Origin of the sequence: Bacillus cereus group sp. N31 (assembly GCF_016483245.1) — a bacterium.
Classification (GTDB): Bacteria; Bacillota; Bacilli; order Bacillales; family Bacillaceae_G; genus Bacillus_A; species Bacillus_A toyonensis.
Map to the genome: position 1 here is coordinate 185239 of NZ_JAEHCH010000003.1, position 19406 is coordinate 204644.

Sequence of the window (19406 nt, forward strand, 5' to 3'; positions counted from 1 at the left end):
AGGGGAAAACAGTGAAGGGGACTAAAAAAGAGATACATATAGACGGAACAGTAATTCCATATACACACATTGAAAACGGTTCTAATACAATGTGCTTTATGTTATCAGGCTCAGGTTACAATTATGATAAACCGTTATTTTATTATGCAACGATGCTTATGCTTGAAAATAAAATAGATGTAGTACATATTCATTATTCCTACGATGGACAATTATTGGAAAAACCAATGGAAGAAATAACGAAAGTAATGATGGATGATATAAATCCCGTAATAATTGAAGTGTTAAGAAGTGGGCAATATAGTAATTCAATGTTTTTAGGAAAGTCACTCGGAACAATTCCAATTGCAAATGATTTAATGAGGAGAGAAGAATTTTCACAGTCAAAAATGGTACTACTTACACCTTTACTAACTTTTGATTTCGTTTTTGATTCTATTTTACATAGTCGTCACGAAGGGCTTTTAGTAATTGGGGATAAAGATCACCAATACAATGCGGAGCAAATTGATCAGTTACAAAAAACGAATTTAACGATTGATGTTGTTAAAAACGCAAATCATTCTGTAAATGTTGGGGAATATGAAACAAAGAATTCAATTGAAGCGATAGCAAATATAATAGAAAAGCTTAAAGAAGTTGTTAGGAAAAACTAACTTATCAATACATGCAAAAAGAGGTGCGAATTGCACCTCTTTTACTTTAATAAGCCTTCAACACATGAAGTAAATAATCCTTACGATGCAGCGGATTATAATCAACACGTTTTCGAGTAGGGAAGGGAGCCATAAGCTTTGTGAAACCAGCTGGCTTCGTTGTAAATATGCCTTCTCCTTCTGTAAATGAATGTAGTATTCGTTTGAAACTCTCTGTTTTCGCAACAGGTAATGATCCTGTTAACTGATAAGAATTACTATTGAATATAGGCTCTGCAAAAGTTGCTGGAACGGCAGCGAGTTTATACATTGCAGTACTAATTGCGTACTCCGGTACAGTTAATTCAAACTCATTTACTGGTTCATATACATATGTTTCAGCTTTCTTTAAAGCGTCCATTAATACGAGTGGTGTTAAGTTTCTAAAGTCACTCGCTGTTGTAACAGGACTAGCATAACCAGTATGTGTTAACGTGACGATAATATCTGTAACTTCCCATCCATATAATCCTTGTTTTAACGTTTGAAATACCGTATCCTCAATCGCTTTATGAAATGCTAAAGGTAGTGAGCCGAGTTCAACGCCTAATGTATATGTTATGCCAGAATTAAGTTCACCACGTTCAACTTTGAATCCGACTGTTGCGTAAAATGGATTCGCTTTTTCATCCATTACTTCGACGGAATTTCCAATGCCAATTGGTTTTTCAATACATACAACTCGCGTATTTGAAAAAGTAACCTGCAAATTATATTTCTCATAAAGTGTTGTTTCAATTACTTCTTTTTGTACCTCACCGAAAAGGCGAATGTATAGTTCATTATGAACATCATCTTTCCACACTTTAATAAGTGGATCTTCTTCACATAGTTCCATAAGTGCAGTGTATAAATCATGAATTCTTTCTTTTGATACTGCATCAATGGCCGCTTCCATTTGTGGTTCGGCAAAGTGAATATCTTTTATATAATCCGTACGTTCACCAATAATATCACCAATTTTAATATCATTCAGTCCCCACACTTTACAAAATTCACCGCTAGGAACGGTAGAAGTTTGAACGGCATCTCCATTATGAAACAGGCACATTTTTTTTATCTTTTCTTTATGGGATAGAGACTTACTGCGCCGTATATCAACATATTTTCTAACATGTAAGCTACCTGAAAAAACTCTTATATAAGCAACCTTTTCTCCAGAAGGTTCACGTTCAATTTTAAAAACAACACCGGATAATAGTTCCTCTTGTGCCGATGTAAGAGCTGGCATTAGGGCCGGAAGTTTTTCAAGTAGTTCAGTTACTCCTATACCTGTCATTGCTGAACCGAAAAAGATTGGATACACATTTGCTTGCTGTATTTGCTGTTCTAGTTTTTCTCTTAATAGTGCGTCCGGTATTATTTCGTTATTTACATATGATTCAAGTAATGATTCATTAAATGGTGCTAACAGTTCCATACAATCGTCATATGATTTGTATTCAATGATCCGGGCTTCTTTCGTTCCTTCGTTTAGAACAGAGTAGAAGGGGAATGCTTCATTTGAAAGAACCTCTTTTATTTGTTTCATAACTTTTTCAGTGTTTGCGCCACTACGATCAATTTTATTAACGAATAAAATAGTCGGTATGTTTAGTTTCTGTAATGTTCGCATTAAAATTTTTGTTTGTGCTTGCACACCTTCAACGGCAGAGATAACTAAAATCGCACCGTCTAGAACGCGGAATGATCGCTCCACTTCAGCGATAAAATCAGCGTGTCCAGGTGTATCAATGACATTTACTTTTACATCATCAATAAAGAAAGAAACGACAGATGCTTTAATCGTAATTCCGCGTTGTCTTTCTAATTCCATTGAGTCAGTTTGTGTATTACCACTATCTACTCGGCCAATTTCTTTAATCACATTCGTTTCATAAAGAATACGCTCAGTCAAACTCGTCTTGCCAGCGTCTACGTGCGCGACAATCCCTATATTTATTGTTGTCATTTGTGAATATCCTCATTTCATTTTCCATTTTCATTTCCTCATTTCTATTTGTGTATTGCCGCATTACAATCACTCTCCAGTCATTTAAATTATTACTATTATAATGTAATTTACATTTTTTGTAACGCTACAAAGCGCCTTAATTTGGAAAAAATAAAATGAAAACAAAATGCTTGCATTCTAAATCGATATAGATTATATTAATTGACATATCAACTATTGATACATCAAATGTTTATATTTTGATTGTAAAGGAGGGTTAATTTGACAAGTTCATGCTCAAAAGAAGCGATTATTTTATATAAATTACACTTTCTAAATAAAGAAGTAAGTTCGAAATTTGAAGGGTGTACGGGTATGAGCCAGTCTCGATTAGAGCTTATACTTCAATTATTTGAAGTAGGTGAAATTAGTCAAAAAGCACTTCAGCAAGAAGTGAATATTGATAATGCTGCGATAACAAGGCATTTAAAGCAGCTTGAGGCCAATGAAATGATTGTAAGACGTAAAAATCCAGATGATAACAGAATTACGTTAGTTTCTCTTACTGAAGAGGGACGAAATAAAATTCAGGCGTTTCAAGAGGAAAAAGAACGTTTTGCAGCATCTGCATTTAAAGGATTAAGTGAGGAAGAACGCGATAATCTTTTAAATATGTTAAATCACATCCAAGAAAATATAAAAGAATTATAAAAAAGGGAGAATACAACTATGACTAACTCAGTAAAAACAAATGATTTTAACGAAATTTTAACAGGACGTCGTTCAATTCGTAAGTACGACCCTTCAGTGAAAATTAGCAAAGAAGAAATGACAGAAATTCTTACAGAAGCAACACTTGCACCATCTTCAGTAAACATGCAACCATGGAGATTTGTAGTGATTGAAAGTGACGAAGCGAAAGCAACACTTGCGCCACTTGCGAAATTTAATCAATCTCAAGTAGAAACGTCTTCAGCAATGATCGCTTTATTTGGTGACTTAAACAACTTTGATAACGCAGAAGAAATTTACGGTACAGCAGTAGAGCGTGGACTTATGCCAGCAGAAGTAAAAGAAGACCAAATGAAAAAACTTTCAGCTTATTTCTCAATGGTTACACCAGAAGTAATGAAAGATACAGTATTAATTGACGGTGGTCTTGTAGCGATGCAATTTATGCTAGCTGCTCGTGCTCACGGTTATGATACTTGTCCAATTGGTGGATTTGAAAAAGACCAAATTGCAGAAGCATTTGGACTAGATAAAGAACGCTACGTACCAGTAATGCTAATTTCAATCGGGAAAGCTGCTGACAGTGGTTACCAATCAGTACGTCTTCCAATTGAAAAAGTTGCTGAGTGGAAGTAAATTTAAAGAAATAAGTGGAATATGAGAGGGGAAGCACCATGATTATTATTCACGCAATATTTCAAGTAGATCCAGCAAAACAACAATCATTTTTAAAAGAAATTCAGCCACTCATTCACGGTTCAAGAGAAGAAAGTGGAAATGTATCTTATGACTTATATAAAGATACAGAAAAAGAAAGTGTTTATACGATGGTAGAAGTATGGAAAGATGAAGCAGCAGTTGCGAGCCATAATACGAGTGAACACTTCACATCTTTCGTTAGTAAAGCAGCACAATTTTTAACTGCTCCGCTTAATATAAAAGCTTATAATGGAGAATTAGTAAAATAAAAAGGTAGAAAAAGATGACTTTAGCATATGGCTGAAGTCATCTTTTTTGTATAAGTAGAATCCATTTTGGACTCAGTTATGTTGATAGATAAGTATTGCTCGTATCCTCAGTAACTGTGGTGAATTGTATGTTAAATTCGAACATTCGGCTTATTGGGATATTTTTCCGTGGTATAATTTTTTTGTAAATAAAAGGTAGAGGGGAGTAATTAATGGGAGAATTTCAAAGTAATTTGCATACGGCAACACAACTTGCAACGAAAATGAGAACTGCTTCAGATAGAATGCAAAGTGCTGCTAGTCGCTCTATAAATAAGGCAACGCGTACTACACTATCTGTGAACTTTAAAGCACAAGAAGCAAATCAACAAAATTTACAGATCACGAAACAATTTTGTACTGCTTTTCAACAAACAATTGATAATATCCATTCCGTAGCAAATGAATTTGAGAAAATGGATACAGGACTTCAAAAGACTTTTCAATAATGTAACAGCCTACGTAAAGGGGAAAAGGTAGGGAGAAAAGATGAGTCAAGAAATTGAAACGAGAATCAGTCAATGTAATAAAAAATTACGAATTATATTTGAAGAACAAAATAAAAACCGAATTGCGCTGCAAAATCAAGAACGAGCTGAGGCTAGTTTTCATGAATGGAAAAATAGAAGCAATCGTTTATTTAAGCGAATACTAGAAATTTGGCACGGCGACAAAGAAGTGTTTCACCTTTTTACGAATATGCGGCAAGAAATCGGACAGTATGAAAGAAAACTTACATTCGAATTAGAAAATGAAAAAGAGACGTTGCTTAAAGAAAAACGGCATCTCAGTGAGAAAGAAAACGACCTTTCCTATGAACAGCAGCAACTACAAAGGGAGGCCAATACATGAGTTTAAACATGTATTTGGGAGAAGTACAAAGTCAAACTCAAAGTATGAACGCTATATGTAATGCTACGATTGAAAGTATGGAACAAGCCATTCAATCTATCGATGCCTTTGCGGTAGATACAGTATTACAAGGACAAACATACAGTAGTGCAAAAGCCTACCTTGTCCAAACATTTCGACCATTAGCGCAAGGAATCATATGCTTATGTGAAGAATTAATTCGCCAAAACGAAGCATTTCCAAACGAGTTCCAAGCGAAAGTTGCTTCGACAGATGTGATTGAACAAGAAATAAGAGAACAAATAAGGGGAATTAATCAATCGATTACAAGTATAGAAGCAATAGAAGTACTAACACCAATGCCTGGAGTAGGTGCAATTGTAACGGTATTAGGTGCAATGAGAAAAAAACTGGAAGAAAAACTAGAGCATTTATATGAATTCAATCATTCATCCAGCAACAACTACAGCACCGCTCTCCAATTAGCAGCTAACATCACAGCCGGACTCGCTGAAGTGCAAAGCGGGAAAGGATTTAATCCTGTGAGTGGGACGTTTCATAGTGAAAAGTTAAATATGGAATGGGCAAAGCAAATTCAAATAATTATAGAAGAGAAAATACGGAAATCTGACAATGGTATTGGAAAAAGCGTAGACTTAGAGCACAATGTGTATAACGACATGGAAGGAATAAGTATCGAAAATATATCTATCAACAATAGATTTACAAAAGAAGAGATACAAGCGACACAAAAATATATTGAAGGAATTAAAAATGGTACAATAAAAGGGAATATAGGTGAGGATTTCCAAGTTGAAACCGATGATTATGAAATGGAGCATAACATTTTTGGCCAGCCAGTCGGTGGTAGAAGGCCAGTACTCGATCCTTTTTTAATCGGTGTGGCGAAGTTTGGATTCGATTTTCTCTTTGGTGATCTTTTCACACTTTTTGACTCAGAAGCTACCTATGGTGAAAAACTCCTAGCAGCTGGAATGATGTCCCCATATGGCAAGAGTGTAAAAATAGTTGATAAACTTCATGATTTAAAAAAGGTTGGAGATGTGAAGAAAGCAACGTCTGGGAGTGCGGGGGTTGCTAAGGGTACAGCTAACGGTAAACCTAGCAGTAGTAAAAATACAACTGTAGATAATTTTGATGCAAAAACAGCTACAAATAAGCAAAAAGGTAATTATGGTGAAATAAAATCAAGTGACAATTTATTGAATAATCAAAGTTTAAAAGATGCTGGATTTGATTTAAAGCCAGTCGGAAAAAGTGCACCATCAGGCATAAATGATAAAATAGTAAAAGGAATTGATGGATTATACGAAAATACAAATGCAGAATCAAAGATCAAATATGTTATTGATGAAGCTAAATTTGGCAGTTCACAATTAGGGAAAACTAAAGATGGACGACAAATGTCGGATGATTGGTTGACAGGTGTGAAGACTGAAAAAAGTAGAATATTGAAAGCTGTTGATGGAGATAAAAGATTAGCAGATAAGATTACGAAAGCATTGGAGAGAGATAAGGTAGAAAGAGTATTATCAAAAGTCGATAGTAGTGGAAAGGTTAAAACATTTAAGATAGATGCAAAGGGTAACATCGTTGGAGAGTGGCCATAATTTAGAAGCGAGGAGGAATTGAATGATATGAGAAATTATTTATGTATAGAAGAAAAATGTAGAGAAGGAATTAAATATAATAAAGAGTTTATAGAGGAAAATAGAGAAGATATTAAAAGTTTAGAAGAAGATACTAAAAATGGAATTCAAAGATATTCTAAAGATAATAAGAGTATTATAGAAGGGACCTATCTAGCCAATTTTAGATATGAGATGGAGGATATTAGGGCAAAGTATTCTTTAGGGGAAGAAATTAGTGTAATAGAAGAAGATTTTCATAATGCAATTTATGATTTAGAGAATACAGGGAGTAGGGAAATTGGATATTTAAGTCTAATTTGGATGATTTCCTTAGGAATTTTGTTAGAAACGGATAAAAAGAATATAGAAAGATTAAAAAAGATAGTTGATAAAAAAAATGTGAATGATGCAGTAATTGATTTCCTCTTATGCGCTAGTGATATCGGATACACAAAAATGACGAACAGATATTATAAAGAAAATCCATATGCAAAAACGAGAGAGATTATAGAACTTGCACAAACAGATAAAAAAGAAGCGTCTAAAAGATTACAAACGTATATGGGGAAAGAATGGTTTAAAGGCCATTATGATTATGAATGGAAAAATGCACATAAAGAACCTGGATATGTAGGGTACTGGAGCTTTGAGACAGCTGCACTAGTAAAGATACTCGAACTTGATGATACAAGTTTAAAAGATAATAACCATTATCCATATGATTTGGCACATTATAAAAATGAAATGAAATACAAGCATATAGACCTAAGTGAATATCACTATGAAGATGAGATAGAAGAAATCGAGGATATAGTAGAAGGAATTGAAAATAATCCTGCATTGGAAAACATTATTCCTCCAAAATGGCATTCATTGGTCAATGAATTGATCCATGACTATGAGAATATGGGTGATAGTAGTTTTTATGAAAAATACAAAAAAACGATAGGAATAGGTCAAGTGTGGTTCTTACCACAAGAGTATGAAGAAGAAAACGAGCAAAAAAATCTATTAGGAAGTTTAATTGTGTTTGCCCTGACATTAAGAGATTATATATTACAATTGGACTATAAAGAAGATTTAGAGGACTACATTGATAATCTTAAAAATTTCTGGAATGTTTCAGAAACAAAGTTAGTTCAATTTATGTTAGAAAATGATCAAAATTATTATGCATGGGTACCAAAAGAAGCAAACATCCCAAATATGTATGAAGTAAAGATAGAGAGTGTCGATGTAGAGGAAGTTCTATAACGATAAAATAGAAATGGTTTTCATTATATGTAATATTAGAATGCATTTTACTAGTTAATTGAAAACAATGCATGCGTGGGAGAAAAAAGGATGTATTGTTACTAAAAATTAGAGGGAAAGAAAGCTGTTGGATTGAGTTAAGCACCTCATTGTCAATATACGACAATAGGTGCTTTTTTGCGTGCAATGAAGAAAAAATAAAAGATTCATTTTCACTCTATTTCATCTTTGAAATACATGTTATAATTTGGGAAAAATATATTCTTAATTTTTAGATAATTAAAAGGTGGTAGATTACTATATGAGTACATTAAAGAAAATTACTAACAATATTTCGAAAGTTATTATAGGAAAAGACGAATCGATAGAACTAGCAGCCATTGCTCTAATAGCAAGAGGACACATTTTATTAGAAGATGTACCTGGGACAGGAAAAACAACGTTAGCGAAAAGTTTGGCTAAAAGTGTGAACGTTAAATTCCAAAGAATACAATTTACAGCGGATACTTTGCCTGGAGATGTTATTGGCCTTGAATATTTTGATGTGAAGGAATCGGATTTTAAAACGAGGTTAGGACCCATTTTTGCAAATATCGTATTAGTGGATGAAATTAATCGAGCCGTACCGAGAACACAATCTTCGTTACTTGAGGTTATGGAAGAGCGTACTGTTACAATTGCGAAACAGACACATTCATTACCAGAACCTTTTTTAGTTATAGCAACGCAAAATCCACTCGAATCAGCGGGCACATTTCCGTTACCAGATGCTCAGTTAGACCGGTTTTTACTCACAATACGCCAAGGTTATCCTACGAGAGAAGCTGAAAAGGAAATGATGAATCGGTTTCAAATGAATGATCCATTAGAAACGTTACATTCTATTATTTCAAGTGAAGAAATTATTACGATGCAAAAGCGTGCAAGAGAAGTGTTAGTAGGGAATGATGTGCAAGATTATCTCCTTGAAATTATTGAAGCAACTCGTAACCATGAGTTAATTGAAATTGGTGTAAGCCCTCGGGGAACGTTGGCATTTATGAGAGCAATTCAAGCACGGGCAATATTAAATGAAAGAGATTACTGTACGCCAGATGATATTAAGACGCTCGCTGCATCAGTTTGTGCTCATCGTTTAACGTTAACGATTGAGGGAGAGATGAAAACGACGAAAGAACAAATTATGAAAGAAATTCTTCATACGATTAGTGTGCCAGTGGAGAATGTACGATGAATCAACAGCTTGTGTATACACCTTTAGCGGAGCCTTTCGTAATGGGGGTTATGTCAGTTGTAGCCGTTATTTTAAGTATATTTTCAAGTAATCTACTGTTTTTATCTCTCGTATTTTTATATGTAATTTTAATAGGTGCTATGCATGTATATATACGTAAATTATCTCGTGTTGAATGGGAATACAGTCAAGGGAATTCGAACGTTTTTATAGGTGAAACGAATATGTGCAAAATGAAAATTTCAAACAAGTCGATATTTCCTATTCTTAATATCGTATTTCGATTTAAATGTGAAAATAAGCTAACTTGGAATCATGATGAAATAAACAAAAATCATAGTACAGGTTCAAATTATTATATGAATTTTAATTTAAAAGGAAAGGAGTCAGTTTCATTTGATTTGCAAGCTGTAGCGTTAAAAAGAGGCATCGCGAAATGGGAAGAAGTTGAAATTGTGATTACTGATCTCTTTGGATTTATAACGAACCATATAACATATAAACAAGTTGATACGCCGTCTTATTTAGTCTTACCAGCTGTTCCGAAAATACAAGTTCCTGAATTACAAGAATGGTCACGAGGATTTCGAAAAGCGATGTCTTCACCCTTATATGATGAAACGAAAGTAATGGGAGTAAAGTCTTATGAAAATGAAGATTTTCGTTCCATCCACTGGAGTGCAACCGCGAAAACAGGGACGATAACTGCGAAAAAGTATGAGCGAACACAATGTGATAAATACGCGATTTATCTCAACTTGCAAAATAAAAGTGGTGTTTCTTTGCGAAATGATACAGAGGAACTAATCGAATTAACGGCGGGTATATGTAAACAATTGCTCATACAAAACTGTTCATTTGAAGTATGGATCAATAGTGAAAAAGATAACGGTTTGCTACATATAAAAAATGGGGATAATCGGAAACATTTGCAAAATGTATTAAGGGTACTTGCCTCGATATCAGACCAAGATACGCCTATATCTTCTTCTTATTTTTACACAGCTGGTTTTCGTCGAAAGGAACTGGATGCGGTTCCTTTAATTATTGGTACTTCACCAAAGAAATACAGTAGAACGAATAAATGGATTGTAATGAAAGAATAAGAAGGGGCTTATGTCATGGTAAATAAAAAGCGGCATATGAAAGTGAAGTTATGGAGTGTAAGAACCTTAATCATACTTTTCTTTGCGATTAGTGCGATAACGTTATCACAAGGTGTTGTGTATGTACAAGATATAGTAAAAGAGCGTTTTTTTAGTGAAAAGAAACCTGAAAAAATTTATAAGGAAACTATAAACTACGGTGATACTGAAGGTTATGGAACACCTTTAGAAGAGAAAAAAGTAGGAGATAATGGTGAGAGAACGACAACGGGTAAAAAATTTAAAGGTTTTGAAAAGGAAAGTTCATGGAGAAACGTATTTTCGGTGCTTTCAAATTCATGGATTAGTATAGTTTTTTATATAGTTATTGCAGTGGTAATTATATATTTTCTCTACAAATCTATTAGGAAAAAGTTAACGAAATCAGAAATAGAACAGGAGAAACAATCGGTAACAAAAGAAGATACGGTAAGAACCGTAAAGAATGAAAAAGTCATTCATCGGTCAGAGCATTCGTTACCTACAGATAAAATAAGGAAAAGCTTAGTTAAATGGGAAAGAACTTTACCATTTCATGAACAGAGAAGGTCCTATGAAACGATGCAACAATGGCTAGAGAGAATTTGTAGATCGAGAGATATTATTCCGTTATATGAGTCAGTTCGGTATGGGGAAAAGGCGTATACGGAGTTAGATATAGAGAAGACTATACAGTGGATAGAACGGGATGGAAAAGGGCGGTATGAATAGCAGAATGTACTATTTCAAAATAAAAAAGATGGCGTAATTAATCTAAATATAACAATTATATAAGTAAATAAAATTAATTGTAAATTAATTTTATTTACTTATATTTAATTGCATGTTAATGTATACTTAATTTTTTATATCTCTACCAATGGAAGAATATATAAGCTATATGTAACTCTTTGTATAGTATTGCTTCTTAAATTATTTATGAGTGTATCTTTGTTTTATTAATATAAAATGAAAAAAAGATGCACTAAAACTAAACAATTAATGGGTAGCATGTTAATAAAAAATTACATGAGTTTAGTAAAAACTTACAATTTATTTTTAAGGATGTGAAAATATAATGAAACTGGTATTAAAAAGCATACTTATTTCCTTTATTTTTTCTGCAGTAGGTATGTGTTGGTTGATGTTCTTGTTATTTAGAGGTGGCGGGGACTGGTTATTGTCTTGGGTAGGTGTATTAATGGCATATTTATCTTTATTCACTTTAATAGATTTATATTGTAAAAATACATATGAAAAAACATTAAATAAATTGCTTATAAAATCAACAGTTACTACCTTTAGTTTTGGGGTATTAGGAATCATATTTGGTATAATACACGAGCTATTAACACCATGGAGTCTCAGTTTAATGGTTTGGTATTGGTTGCTAATTCTATTTTTATTTTTAACGACCATAATATTATTATTTATTATAGTATTGGTAAATCGTAAAAATAATAATTTTACCGTGGGATATAGAATACTTATACTTCTAAATATATTTCTTACGTTAGGGCCAGTACTGTGGCCATTATTTCTTACTATTATCGGAAATGGTATGAACGCCAGTGCAGGATGGTAAAAGTGAAAAAAGATTAGTTGTTTAAAGAATAGAATAAAAAGTTGATATAGAATTTTAAATAAAAAGAGAACGTGTTTACATGAAAAATGAAAATACGTTCTCTTTTTATTTGCATGCATAACTCTTCCTCAGTTTACCGTATTTAAATTTAAACGTAAGTATTTCGTAAGGAATGGATAAGAAAAAAGAGAGATTTATCATATAGGATGAAAGTATAGCTTGAATCAATCCGATATTAATGGAGGAGAGAAAGCCTTATGAAAAAATGTAATTCAATTAAGGTAGCAAGTTTTGCAGTTTTATTAGCGGGTACTACTCTATTCACGCCAGGTTTTACTGTGAAGGCAGAGTCAGCCCAAAATATTTCTAATGCGTCACAAGTACATGATCAAAAGAATCGGAATACATGGAAACAAGTAATGCAGGAAACAGTACAGCTTGGCGCTGTAGGAATATTAGCTAAGGCGTATAATAACGGAAAAACGAGTAGTTATACTGCTGGCGTAGCAGATTTAAGTACAAAGAAACCGGTGAAATCAGATTATCGATTTCGGATTGGTAGTGTGACGAAAACGTTTACTGCCACGACTGTTCTGCAATTAGTTGGAGAAAATCGCGTACAACTTGACGATTCAATTGAAAAGTGGCTACCGGGCCTCATTCAAGGAAATGGGTATGATGGTAATCAAATTACGATACGCCAACTTTTGAATCATACGAGTGGTATAGCTGAATATTTAAAGTCAAAAGATGCTGACATAATGAATTCGAAAAAAACGTATACAGCAGAAGAAATAGTGAAAATAGGACTTGCGCTGCCTCCGGATTTTTCGCCAGGTAAAGGCTGGTCGTATTCAAACACAGGATACGTAATACTAGGAATGCTTATTGAAAAAATAACTGGTAATAGTTATGCGGAAGAAATCGAAAAGCGAATTATTGAACCTTTGGACTTGTCAAATACGTTTTTACCAGGTAATTCACCTGTCATCCCAGGAAAGAATCATGCTCGTGGGTATGTGAAAACCGAAGGAACGAGCGAGTTGAAAGACATTACGTATTATAATCCGAGTTTAGCTAATTCAGCTGGAGATATGATTTCTAATGCGGATGATTTAAATAAATTCTTTTCATCTTTACTCAGTGGTAAGTTATTGAAGGAACGAGAGCTAAAAGAAATGCTTACTACAGTTCCTGTAGAAGGAAAAGCGGTTGGTGATGGGTATGGTCTTGGAATCTATGAGACTAAACTTCCGAATGGTGTTTCAGTTTGGGGTCACGGAGGAGGAATTCCCGGATTTACAACTTTTGCTGGCGGAGTAATTGGTGGTAAGCATACATTGGCTGTCAGTATTAACTCTTTAGATGAGGTCGATATTGTTTCGCAGTTTAATAAAATGATGCAAATTGAATTTAATAAATAGATGAAAAGAAAATGAATGGAATTTTGTTATAGTTGTATATAAAAGAGGTACTTTGTAAAATGCGCAACTATGGACAGTAGTAGCATTTATGATAGGGCATCAAGTGTATTTCAAAGTGAAAATCAATCATATAGCTTACGATAAAAATAAAAAGGATGTCAGTTACCTGATATTCTTTTTATTTTGGATAAAAGAGATATGTGTATGATTCTGAAAATTGTTATTTTTGGAATCATTCCATATAATGAAGGGTATAGGGGCATCAATAGGGGAGTTATGCATAGAAAATACTTTAGTTAGTTAAGTATTTCTCGTTTTAATCAAAATAATTATGAGTTGATTTGGAGTTGAATACAATGGAACAAAATCATTTTAAATGGACTAACAAGCAATTACGAGAACATGTTGAAGTATTAGATGGTAAAAGAAGTCCACACATTTTATTAAGGAATGCAACATATTTAAATTCGTATATGCGTGAGTGGATGAAAGCGAATATTTGGATCTATGATGACCGCATTGTATATGTAGGAGAAAAATTGCCAGAGCAACTAAGTGAATGTGAAGTGATTGATTGCGATGGAAAGCATGTAGTTCCTAGTTACATCGAACCGCATGCACATCCATATCAATTGTATAATCCAGAGACGTTAGCGAATCATGCGATGCAATTTGGGACGACAACTTTTATTAATGATAATTTAACTTTATTTTTCACATTACAACGTGAAGAAGCATTTCGTTTATTAGATGAATTTAAAAAGGTTCCGGCAAGTATGTATTGGTGGTGTCGTTTTGATGGGCAAACTGAGCTGCAAAATGGGGAATCTTTATTTAATAGTGAAGAAATAGTAGAGTGGCTAAAGCATGACGCAGTTCTTCAAGGCGGCGAGTTAACAGCATGGCCGAAACTATTACATGGCGATGATGAAATGTTAAATTGGGTGCAGGAAACGAAGCGGTTACAGAAAAAAGTAGAAGGACATTTTCCGGGGGCATCTGAAACGACTTTAGCGAAGTTAAAACTGTTAGGTACAGATTGTGATCATGAAGCGATGACAGGACAGGAAGCTTTCACGCGCCTTATGCAAGGCTACACTGTTTCTCTTAGAAATTCTTCGATTCGTCCAGATTTAGAAGTTTTATTGAAAGAATTACTAGAATTAGGTGTTAAGCAATTTGATAGATTCATTTTTACAACAGATGGTTCACATCCTTCGTTTTATGAAGATGGAATGACAAACGTTATGATTTCTACCGCGATAAAACAAGGAGTGCCAGTAATAGATGCATACGATATGGCAAGTTATAATATTGCTCGCTATTATAATATGGAACATGTACAGGGTTCAATTGCGACAGGTAGAATTGCTAATATCAATATTTTAGAAAGTAAAGAAAACCCAGTACCAATTAGTGTCCTTGCAAAGGGGAAATGGGTGAAGCGTGATGGTGTAAATACACATGAAGCATTACATATAGACTGGAGTAAATATAAAGTAACTCCATTATCATTAGATTGGTCAATAGAAAAAGAGGATATGATTTTCTCTAATAAAACGGGGATACACTTATTAAATAACGTTATTACAAAACCATATACTAGTGAAATCAATATAGACTGTGATGAATTATCCACAGATCATGATGAATGTTTCCTTATGATGATTGCTCGTGATGGCAGTTGGCGAGTGAATACAGCGGTGAAAGGTTTTGCGAAAGAACTAGGAGGTCTTGCAAGTTCTTATTCTGGTACAGGTGACATCATTCTTATCGGAAAAAGGAAAGAAGATATGCTTACAGCTTTTCGTAGAGTAAAAGAGCTCGGTGGTGGAATGGTCATAGCAGAAAACAATGAAGTGTTACACGAAATAGCATTACCATTGCTCGGGATTATGTCTAATTTAAAAATGAGTGAATTAATACAGGAAGAGAAAAAGATGGTGAAATTACTACAAGAGCGAGGCTATGCTTATAACGATCCGGCATTTACCATTTTATTCTTTTCTGCGACGCACTTGCCGTTTATACGAGTAACACCTATAGGATTATATGATGTGAAAAGTAGTAAGGTAGTTGCCCCGCCCGTGAATTTGATAAAGCAATATTAAAAGGAAAGATCCTATAAAAATTTTATTTTATAGGATTTTTCTTATTATTAGCATAAGAATATTGTAAGCCTCAAATGATATAGTATCTAAATCATTTGAGGTGATATGTAAATATGAAAAAAATATTTTACATTTTAAGCATATTTATTCTGTGTGTATCGATACAACACGTTGTACATTCCCAATCAGATGCACCAAGGTTATCTTCGGATTGTCTTGAAGAAAGAAAAGTTCGAGATGAAAAGTATGTGAAGAATATAATACAGGACATTAAATCCACATTTAATTTAAATATTAATGAACATAGTTTTTGGGAAGTAAGTAAAAGAGACTTGGAGGCTGCCCATTTGATGTATGGTGGAAAGGAAAATGATTCTTATTATAATTCGCTAACTAAAATTTATGATAGTGGTGGATTTAGCGAGCAGCCGAGCTTATTTGTAAGGGCGCAAGAGGCATTTTTACTTTATAAAGAAAACGATAATATCAATGTAATGAAACGCCTAAAACTAGACGTTGAAAAAGGGGAATGGCTCGTTATAAAAACGAAAAAGAAGAAAGGGAAAAAAGTGAAATTCAAACCGTTACAATGTGAAAAGGATTATATGAAAAAGAGAAATGAATAACAAAATACGTATTAATGCTGCTTTTATTCAACGATATCTTGCTGTTGATTTGAAATTGGAAAAGGTAAACAAACATATTAGCTTTATGGAATATGTTTGTTTACCTTTTTTGAGAGATTTAAAAATTTGCGATGTTGTTAGTTGAAAATTATGTATTTGCTAATGAACTTATAACATTCAATGAATTTGTTCTTCATAAAAATTAGATTTTGTGTCAAATGATTTATACATTGTCGAACCACCTATGTATATTTTATTCTACAGTATTTATAAAAGAATGTTGGCTATTCATAAGAAATATGATTGGCACAGTTTTTGCTTGTATTACATGTAAGGAAGGGAGATTGTATGTAAGGAATCTGTACTCGTAATAGTATAAAACAAGCTACTATTGCATTATTGATCATAGTTGTATTTATAGCGGAACTGTAAATACATACAAATAAGTGTTTTTTTGATTTTAAAATTCAGAATTTTCTTTTAAATTATTAGGGGGCAATGGTATGGTTAAATATTCGAAAATTTCTAAGTGGATTCTTGGTGTTGGACTAGTGACAATAACATGTAATGGTTTGCAAATTCAAGCAGAGACAAAAGAGAAAAATGTGAAGAACGTATTACAAATGGAGCCGGTAGGAATACAGAAATCTGTTGATGAATTGGCGCACCCTTCAAAAGTACAAGAAAATGCATCTTTTACAAAACGGTTAAAATTAGCGGATTTATCGCAGCGTCCACTAGCACCAACCGATAATATTAAACCGTTAGCTGAAGAAAAAAAATATTCGATGGCTGAGTTAAATCAATTAAATAACAAACAATTAACTGATCTTCTTGTGACAATTAAATGGTATCAAATTCCAGAATTATTTCAGTTTAATAGTGATAGTCTTAAATTCTATCAAGATGATAGTCGAATGCAAGCGATTATTAATAAACTAGTAGAACAAGGACAAGCTTATACGAAAGATGATTCAAAAGGGATTGAAACATTAGTAGAAGCTCTACGTGCAGCATTTTATTTAGGTTTTTACCATGATGAATTAAGCAAACTAAATGAGCGTAGCTACCATGATAAATGTTTACCGGCTTTAAAAACAATTGCAAAAAATCCAAATTTTAAACTTGGTACATCGGAACAAAATAAAGTTATTTCATCATATGGAAAATTAATTGGAAATGCATCGGCTGATGTTGAAACGGTTTTATATGCAGGTGAAATTTTTAAACAATATAACGATAATCTTGCAACTTTCATTGAAGACCGAACAAAAGGAGACGCAATATATGAGTTGATGAAGGGAATTGACTTTGATATTCAGACGGATATGTACACGACTGGAAAAGAGCCGAAAGATACGATGTGGTATCGAAATATCGATAACTTTATTAATGAAGTAAGTCGTTTCGCACTAATTGGTACTGTAACAGATAAAAATGGATGGTTAATTAATAACGGAATTTACTATGCTGGCCGATTGGGCAAGCTTCATAGTACGCCGACAAAAGGACAGCAAGTTGTTACAGACGCAATGCGAATTTATCCATATTTAGGAGAGCAATACTTTGTTGCGGCAGAACAAATTACTACAAATTACGGAGGAGTAGATGCGAACGGAAAAACAATAAATTTAGATCAAATTCGAGACGATGGTAAAAAGAAATATTTACCGAAAACATATACGTTTGATGATGGAGCAATTGTCTTTAAAGCTGGGGATAAGGTTAGTGAAGAGAAAATTAAGCGACTATACTGGGCAGCGAAAGAAGTACGTTCTCAATTTTATCGTACAGTTGGTAGCGATAAACCACTTGAAAATGGACATGCGGATGATGTGCTAACGATGGTTATTTATAATAGTCCAGATGAGTATCAATTTAATCGTCAACTGTACGGATATGAAACGAATAATGGTGGAATTTATATTGAAGGAACGGGAACTTTCTTTACATATGAACGTACACCAGAGCAAAGTATTTATAGTTTGGAAGAATTGTTCCGCCATGAATTTACACACTACTTACAAGGAAGGTACGAGGTTCAGGGATTATGGGGCCAAGGGGAAATGTATCAAAATGAACGTTTAACATGGTTTGAAGAAGGAAATGCAGAGTTCTTTGCAGGTTCAACGCGATTATATAGTGTAGTACCGCGAAAAAGTATAATTGGTGGGTTATCTAATGATCCTGCAAAACGCTATACAGCATCACAAACATTAAATGCGAAATATGGAACGTGGGATTTTTATAACTATTCGTTTGCATTGCAATCATATATGTATAATAAACGTCCTGAAATGTTCGATAAAGTGCATGATTTAATTCGTGCAAATGATGTTTCAAGTTACGACGCATACCGTTCTGCATTAAGCAAAGATAATAACTTAAATGAAGAATATCAATCTTATATGCAAATGCTTATAGATAATCGCGATAAGTATACAATCCCACAAGTATCAGATGAGTACTTAGCGCAGCATGATCCAAAATCGCTTTCGGACATTACTTCAGATATTACGAATGAAGCAAAGTTAAAAGATGTGAAAGTAACAAAGAATAAATCACAATTCTTTAATACATTTACACTACAGGGGACATATACTGGAAGTTCAGCAAAAGGAGAGATTGAGGATTGGAAAGTAATGAATGAAGCAACAAATGAAATATTGAAACGTATTTCAGGAAAAGAGTGGACTGGATATAAAACATTGACTGCTTATTTTATAAATTACCGTGTTAATCATGCTGGACAATTTGAATATGATGTTGTGTTTAGCGGAGTAAATACGGAAGAAGGTACGGCTGTAGAAAAAGAACCAAATAATTCATTTGAAACAGCAAACCCACTATCTTTGAATATTTTGTTAAGAGGAACCTTGAGCGATCAAGATCAGGGAGATAAATTTGTCATTGATGTAAAGGATCAAAAAGATTTACAAATTTCTGTTACGAACGAACAAAATCTTGGACTGAACTGGGTATTATATTCTGAATCAGATCTAAACAATTATGTAGCTTATGCAACAAAACGTGATGGAAACAAATTGCTTGGAAATTATAATGCAAAGCCAGGGAAATATTACTTAAGTGTATATAAGTATGGTGGTGGAACAGGGAATTATACGGTACAAGTAAAGTAGTTTACTATAGTTTGTTTTGAAAGGCTACTTATTGCAT

Annotated in this window: 17 protein-coding genes; 16 read left to right on the forward strand and 1 reads right to left on the reverse strand. The window is 33.6% G+C overall.

Annotated elements, in window-relative coordinates:
* Positions 1-11: 11 nt before the first annotated feature.
* Positions 12-656 carry an alpha/beta hydrolase gene (locus tag JDS81_RS07415; protein ID WP_097954309.1) on the forward strand — a complete coding sequence of 215 codons (645 nt, stop codon included), beginning with the start codon at positions 12-14 and terminating at the stop codon, positions 654-656.
* 46 nt (positions 657-702) lie between these two features.
* On the opposite strand, the gene JDS81_RS07420 is transcribed toward JDS81_RS07415, so the two are convergent.
* The gene (locus tag JDS81_RS07420; RefSeq protein WP_097954308.1) at positions 703-2646 is read right to left on the reverse strand and encodes an elongation factor G; all 1944 of its coding nucleotides are present in this window, start codon (positions 2644-2646) and stop codon (positions 703-705) included.
* Positions 2647-2910: 264 nt separating this feature from the next.
* Between JDS81_RS07420 and JDS81_RS07425 the strand changes: the two genes are divergently transcribed.
* The 15 genes from JDS81_RS07425 (at position 2911) to colA (ending at position 19369) form a co-directional block, all read left to right on the forward strand.
* The gene (locus JDS81_RS07425; RefSeq protein ID WP_000204162.1) at positions 2911-3339 is read left to right on the forward strand and encodes a MarR family winged helix-turn-helix transcriptional regulator; all 429 of its coding nucleotides are present in this window, start codon (positions 2911-2913) and stop codon (positions 3337-3339) included.
* An 18-nt stretch (positions 3340-3357) separates the two neighbouring features.
* Complete coding sequence (locus JDS81_RS07430) at positions 3358-3996, forward strand: nitroreductase family protein (protein ID WP_000185391.1); 639 nt, start codon at positions 3358-3360, stop codon at positions 3994-3996.
* Positions 3997-4034: 38 nt separating this feature from the next.
* Positions 4035-4328, forward strand: coding sequence for a putative quinol monooxygenase (locus JDS81_RS07435; protein ID WP_097954307.1), 294 nt, complete (start codon positions 4035-4037; stop codon positions 4326-4328).
* A gap of 212 nt (positions 4329-4540) precedes the next feature.
* Positions 4541-4816 carry a TIGR04197 family type VII secretion effector gene (locus JDS81_RS07440; protein WP_097954306.1) on the forward strand — a complete coding sequence of 92 codons (276 nt, stop codon included), beginning with the start codon at positions 4541-4543 and terminating at the stop codon, positions 4814-4816.
* 40 nt (positions 4817-4856) lie between these two features.
* Positions 4857-5219 (forward strand): DUF3958 family protein, encoded by a 363-nt coding sequence (locus JDS81_RS07445; protein ID WP_097954305.1) that lies wholly within the window; start codon positions 4857-4859, stop codon positions 5217-5219.
* Complete coding sequence (locus tag JDS81_RS07450; protein WP_097954304.1) at positions 5216-6850, forward strand: T7SS effector LXG polymorphic toxin; 1635 nt, start codon at positions 5216-5218, stop codon at positions 6848-6850. Before JDS81_RS07445 ends, JDS81_RS07450 begins: the two co-directional genes overlap by 4 nt.
* 27 nt (positions 6851-6877) lie before the next feature.
* The gene (locus JDS81_RS07455; protein WP_097954303.1) at positions 6878-8125 is read left to right on the forward strand and encodes a PoNi-like cognate immunity protein; all 1248 of its coding nucleotides are present in this window, start codon (positions 6878-6880) and stop codon (positions 8123-8125) included.
* Between the two features lie 301 nt (positions 8126-8426).
* Entirely contained in the window at positions 8427-9359 is a 933-nt protein-coding gene (locus JDS81_RS07460; protein WP_000105672.1) for an AAA family ATPase, read from the forward strand.
* On the forward strand, positions 9356-10465 hold the full coding sequence (locus tag JDS81_RS07465; RefSeq protein ID WP_097954301.1) for a DUF58 domain-containing protein: 1110 nt from the start codon (positions 9356-9358) through the stop codon (positions 10463-10465). Before JDS81_RS07460 ends, JDS81_RS07465 begins: the two co-directional genes overlap by 4 nt.
* A gap of 15 nt (positions 10466-10480) precedes the next feature.
* Entirely contained in the window at positions 10481-11215 is a 735-nt protein-coding gene (locus JDS81_RS07470; protein ID WP_097954300.1) for a hypothetical protein, read from the forward strand.
* 346 nt (positions 11216-11561) lie between these two features.
* The gene (locus JDS81_RS07475; protein ID WP_097954299.1) at positions 11562-12068 is read left to right on the forward strand and encodes a DUF3902 family protein; all 507 of its coding nucleotides are present in this window, start codon (positions 11562-11564) and stop codon (positions 12066-12068) included.
* A gap of 257 nt (positions 12069-12325) precedes the next feature.
* Positions 12326-13492 carry a serine hydrolase domain-containing protein gene (locus tag JDS81_RS07480; RefSeq protein ID WP_098157929.1) on the forward strand — a complete coding sequence of 389 codons (1167 nt, stop codon included), beginning with the start codon at positions 12326-12328 and terminating at the stop codon, positions 13490-13492.
* A gap of 356 nt (positions 13493-13848) precedes the next feature.
* Positions 13849-15603, forward strand: coding sequence for an adenine deaminase C-terminal domain-containing protein (locus JDS81_RS07485; RefSeq protein ID WP_097954297.1), 1755 nt, complete (start codon positions 13849-13851; stop codon positions 15601-15603).
* Positions 15604-15716: 113 nt separating this feature from the next.
* Positions 15717-16229, forward strand: a complete 513-nt coding sequence (locus JDS81_RS07490; RefSeq protein ID WP_097954296.1) for a hypothetical protein — start codon at positions 15717-15719, stop codon at positions 16227-16229.
* Between the two features lie 503 nt (positions 16230-16732).
* Complete coding sequence (gene colA, locus JDS81_RS07495; protein WP_097954295.1) at positions 16733-19369, forward strand: collagenase ColA; 2637 nt, start codon at positions 16733-16735, stop codon at positions 19367-19369.
* The last annotated feature ends 37 nt before the right edge of the window (positions 19370-19406 follow it).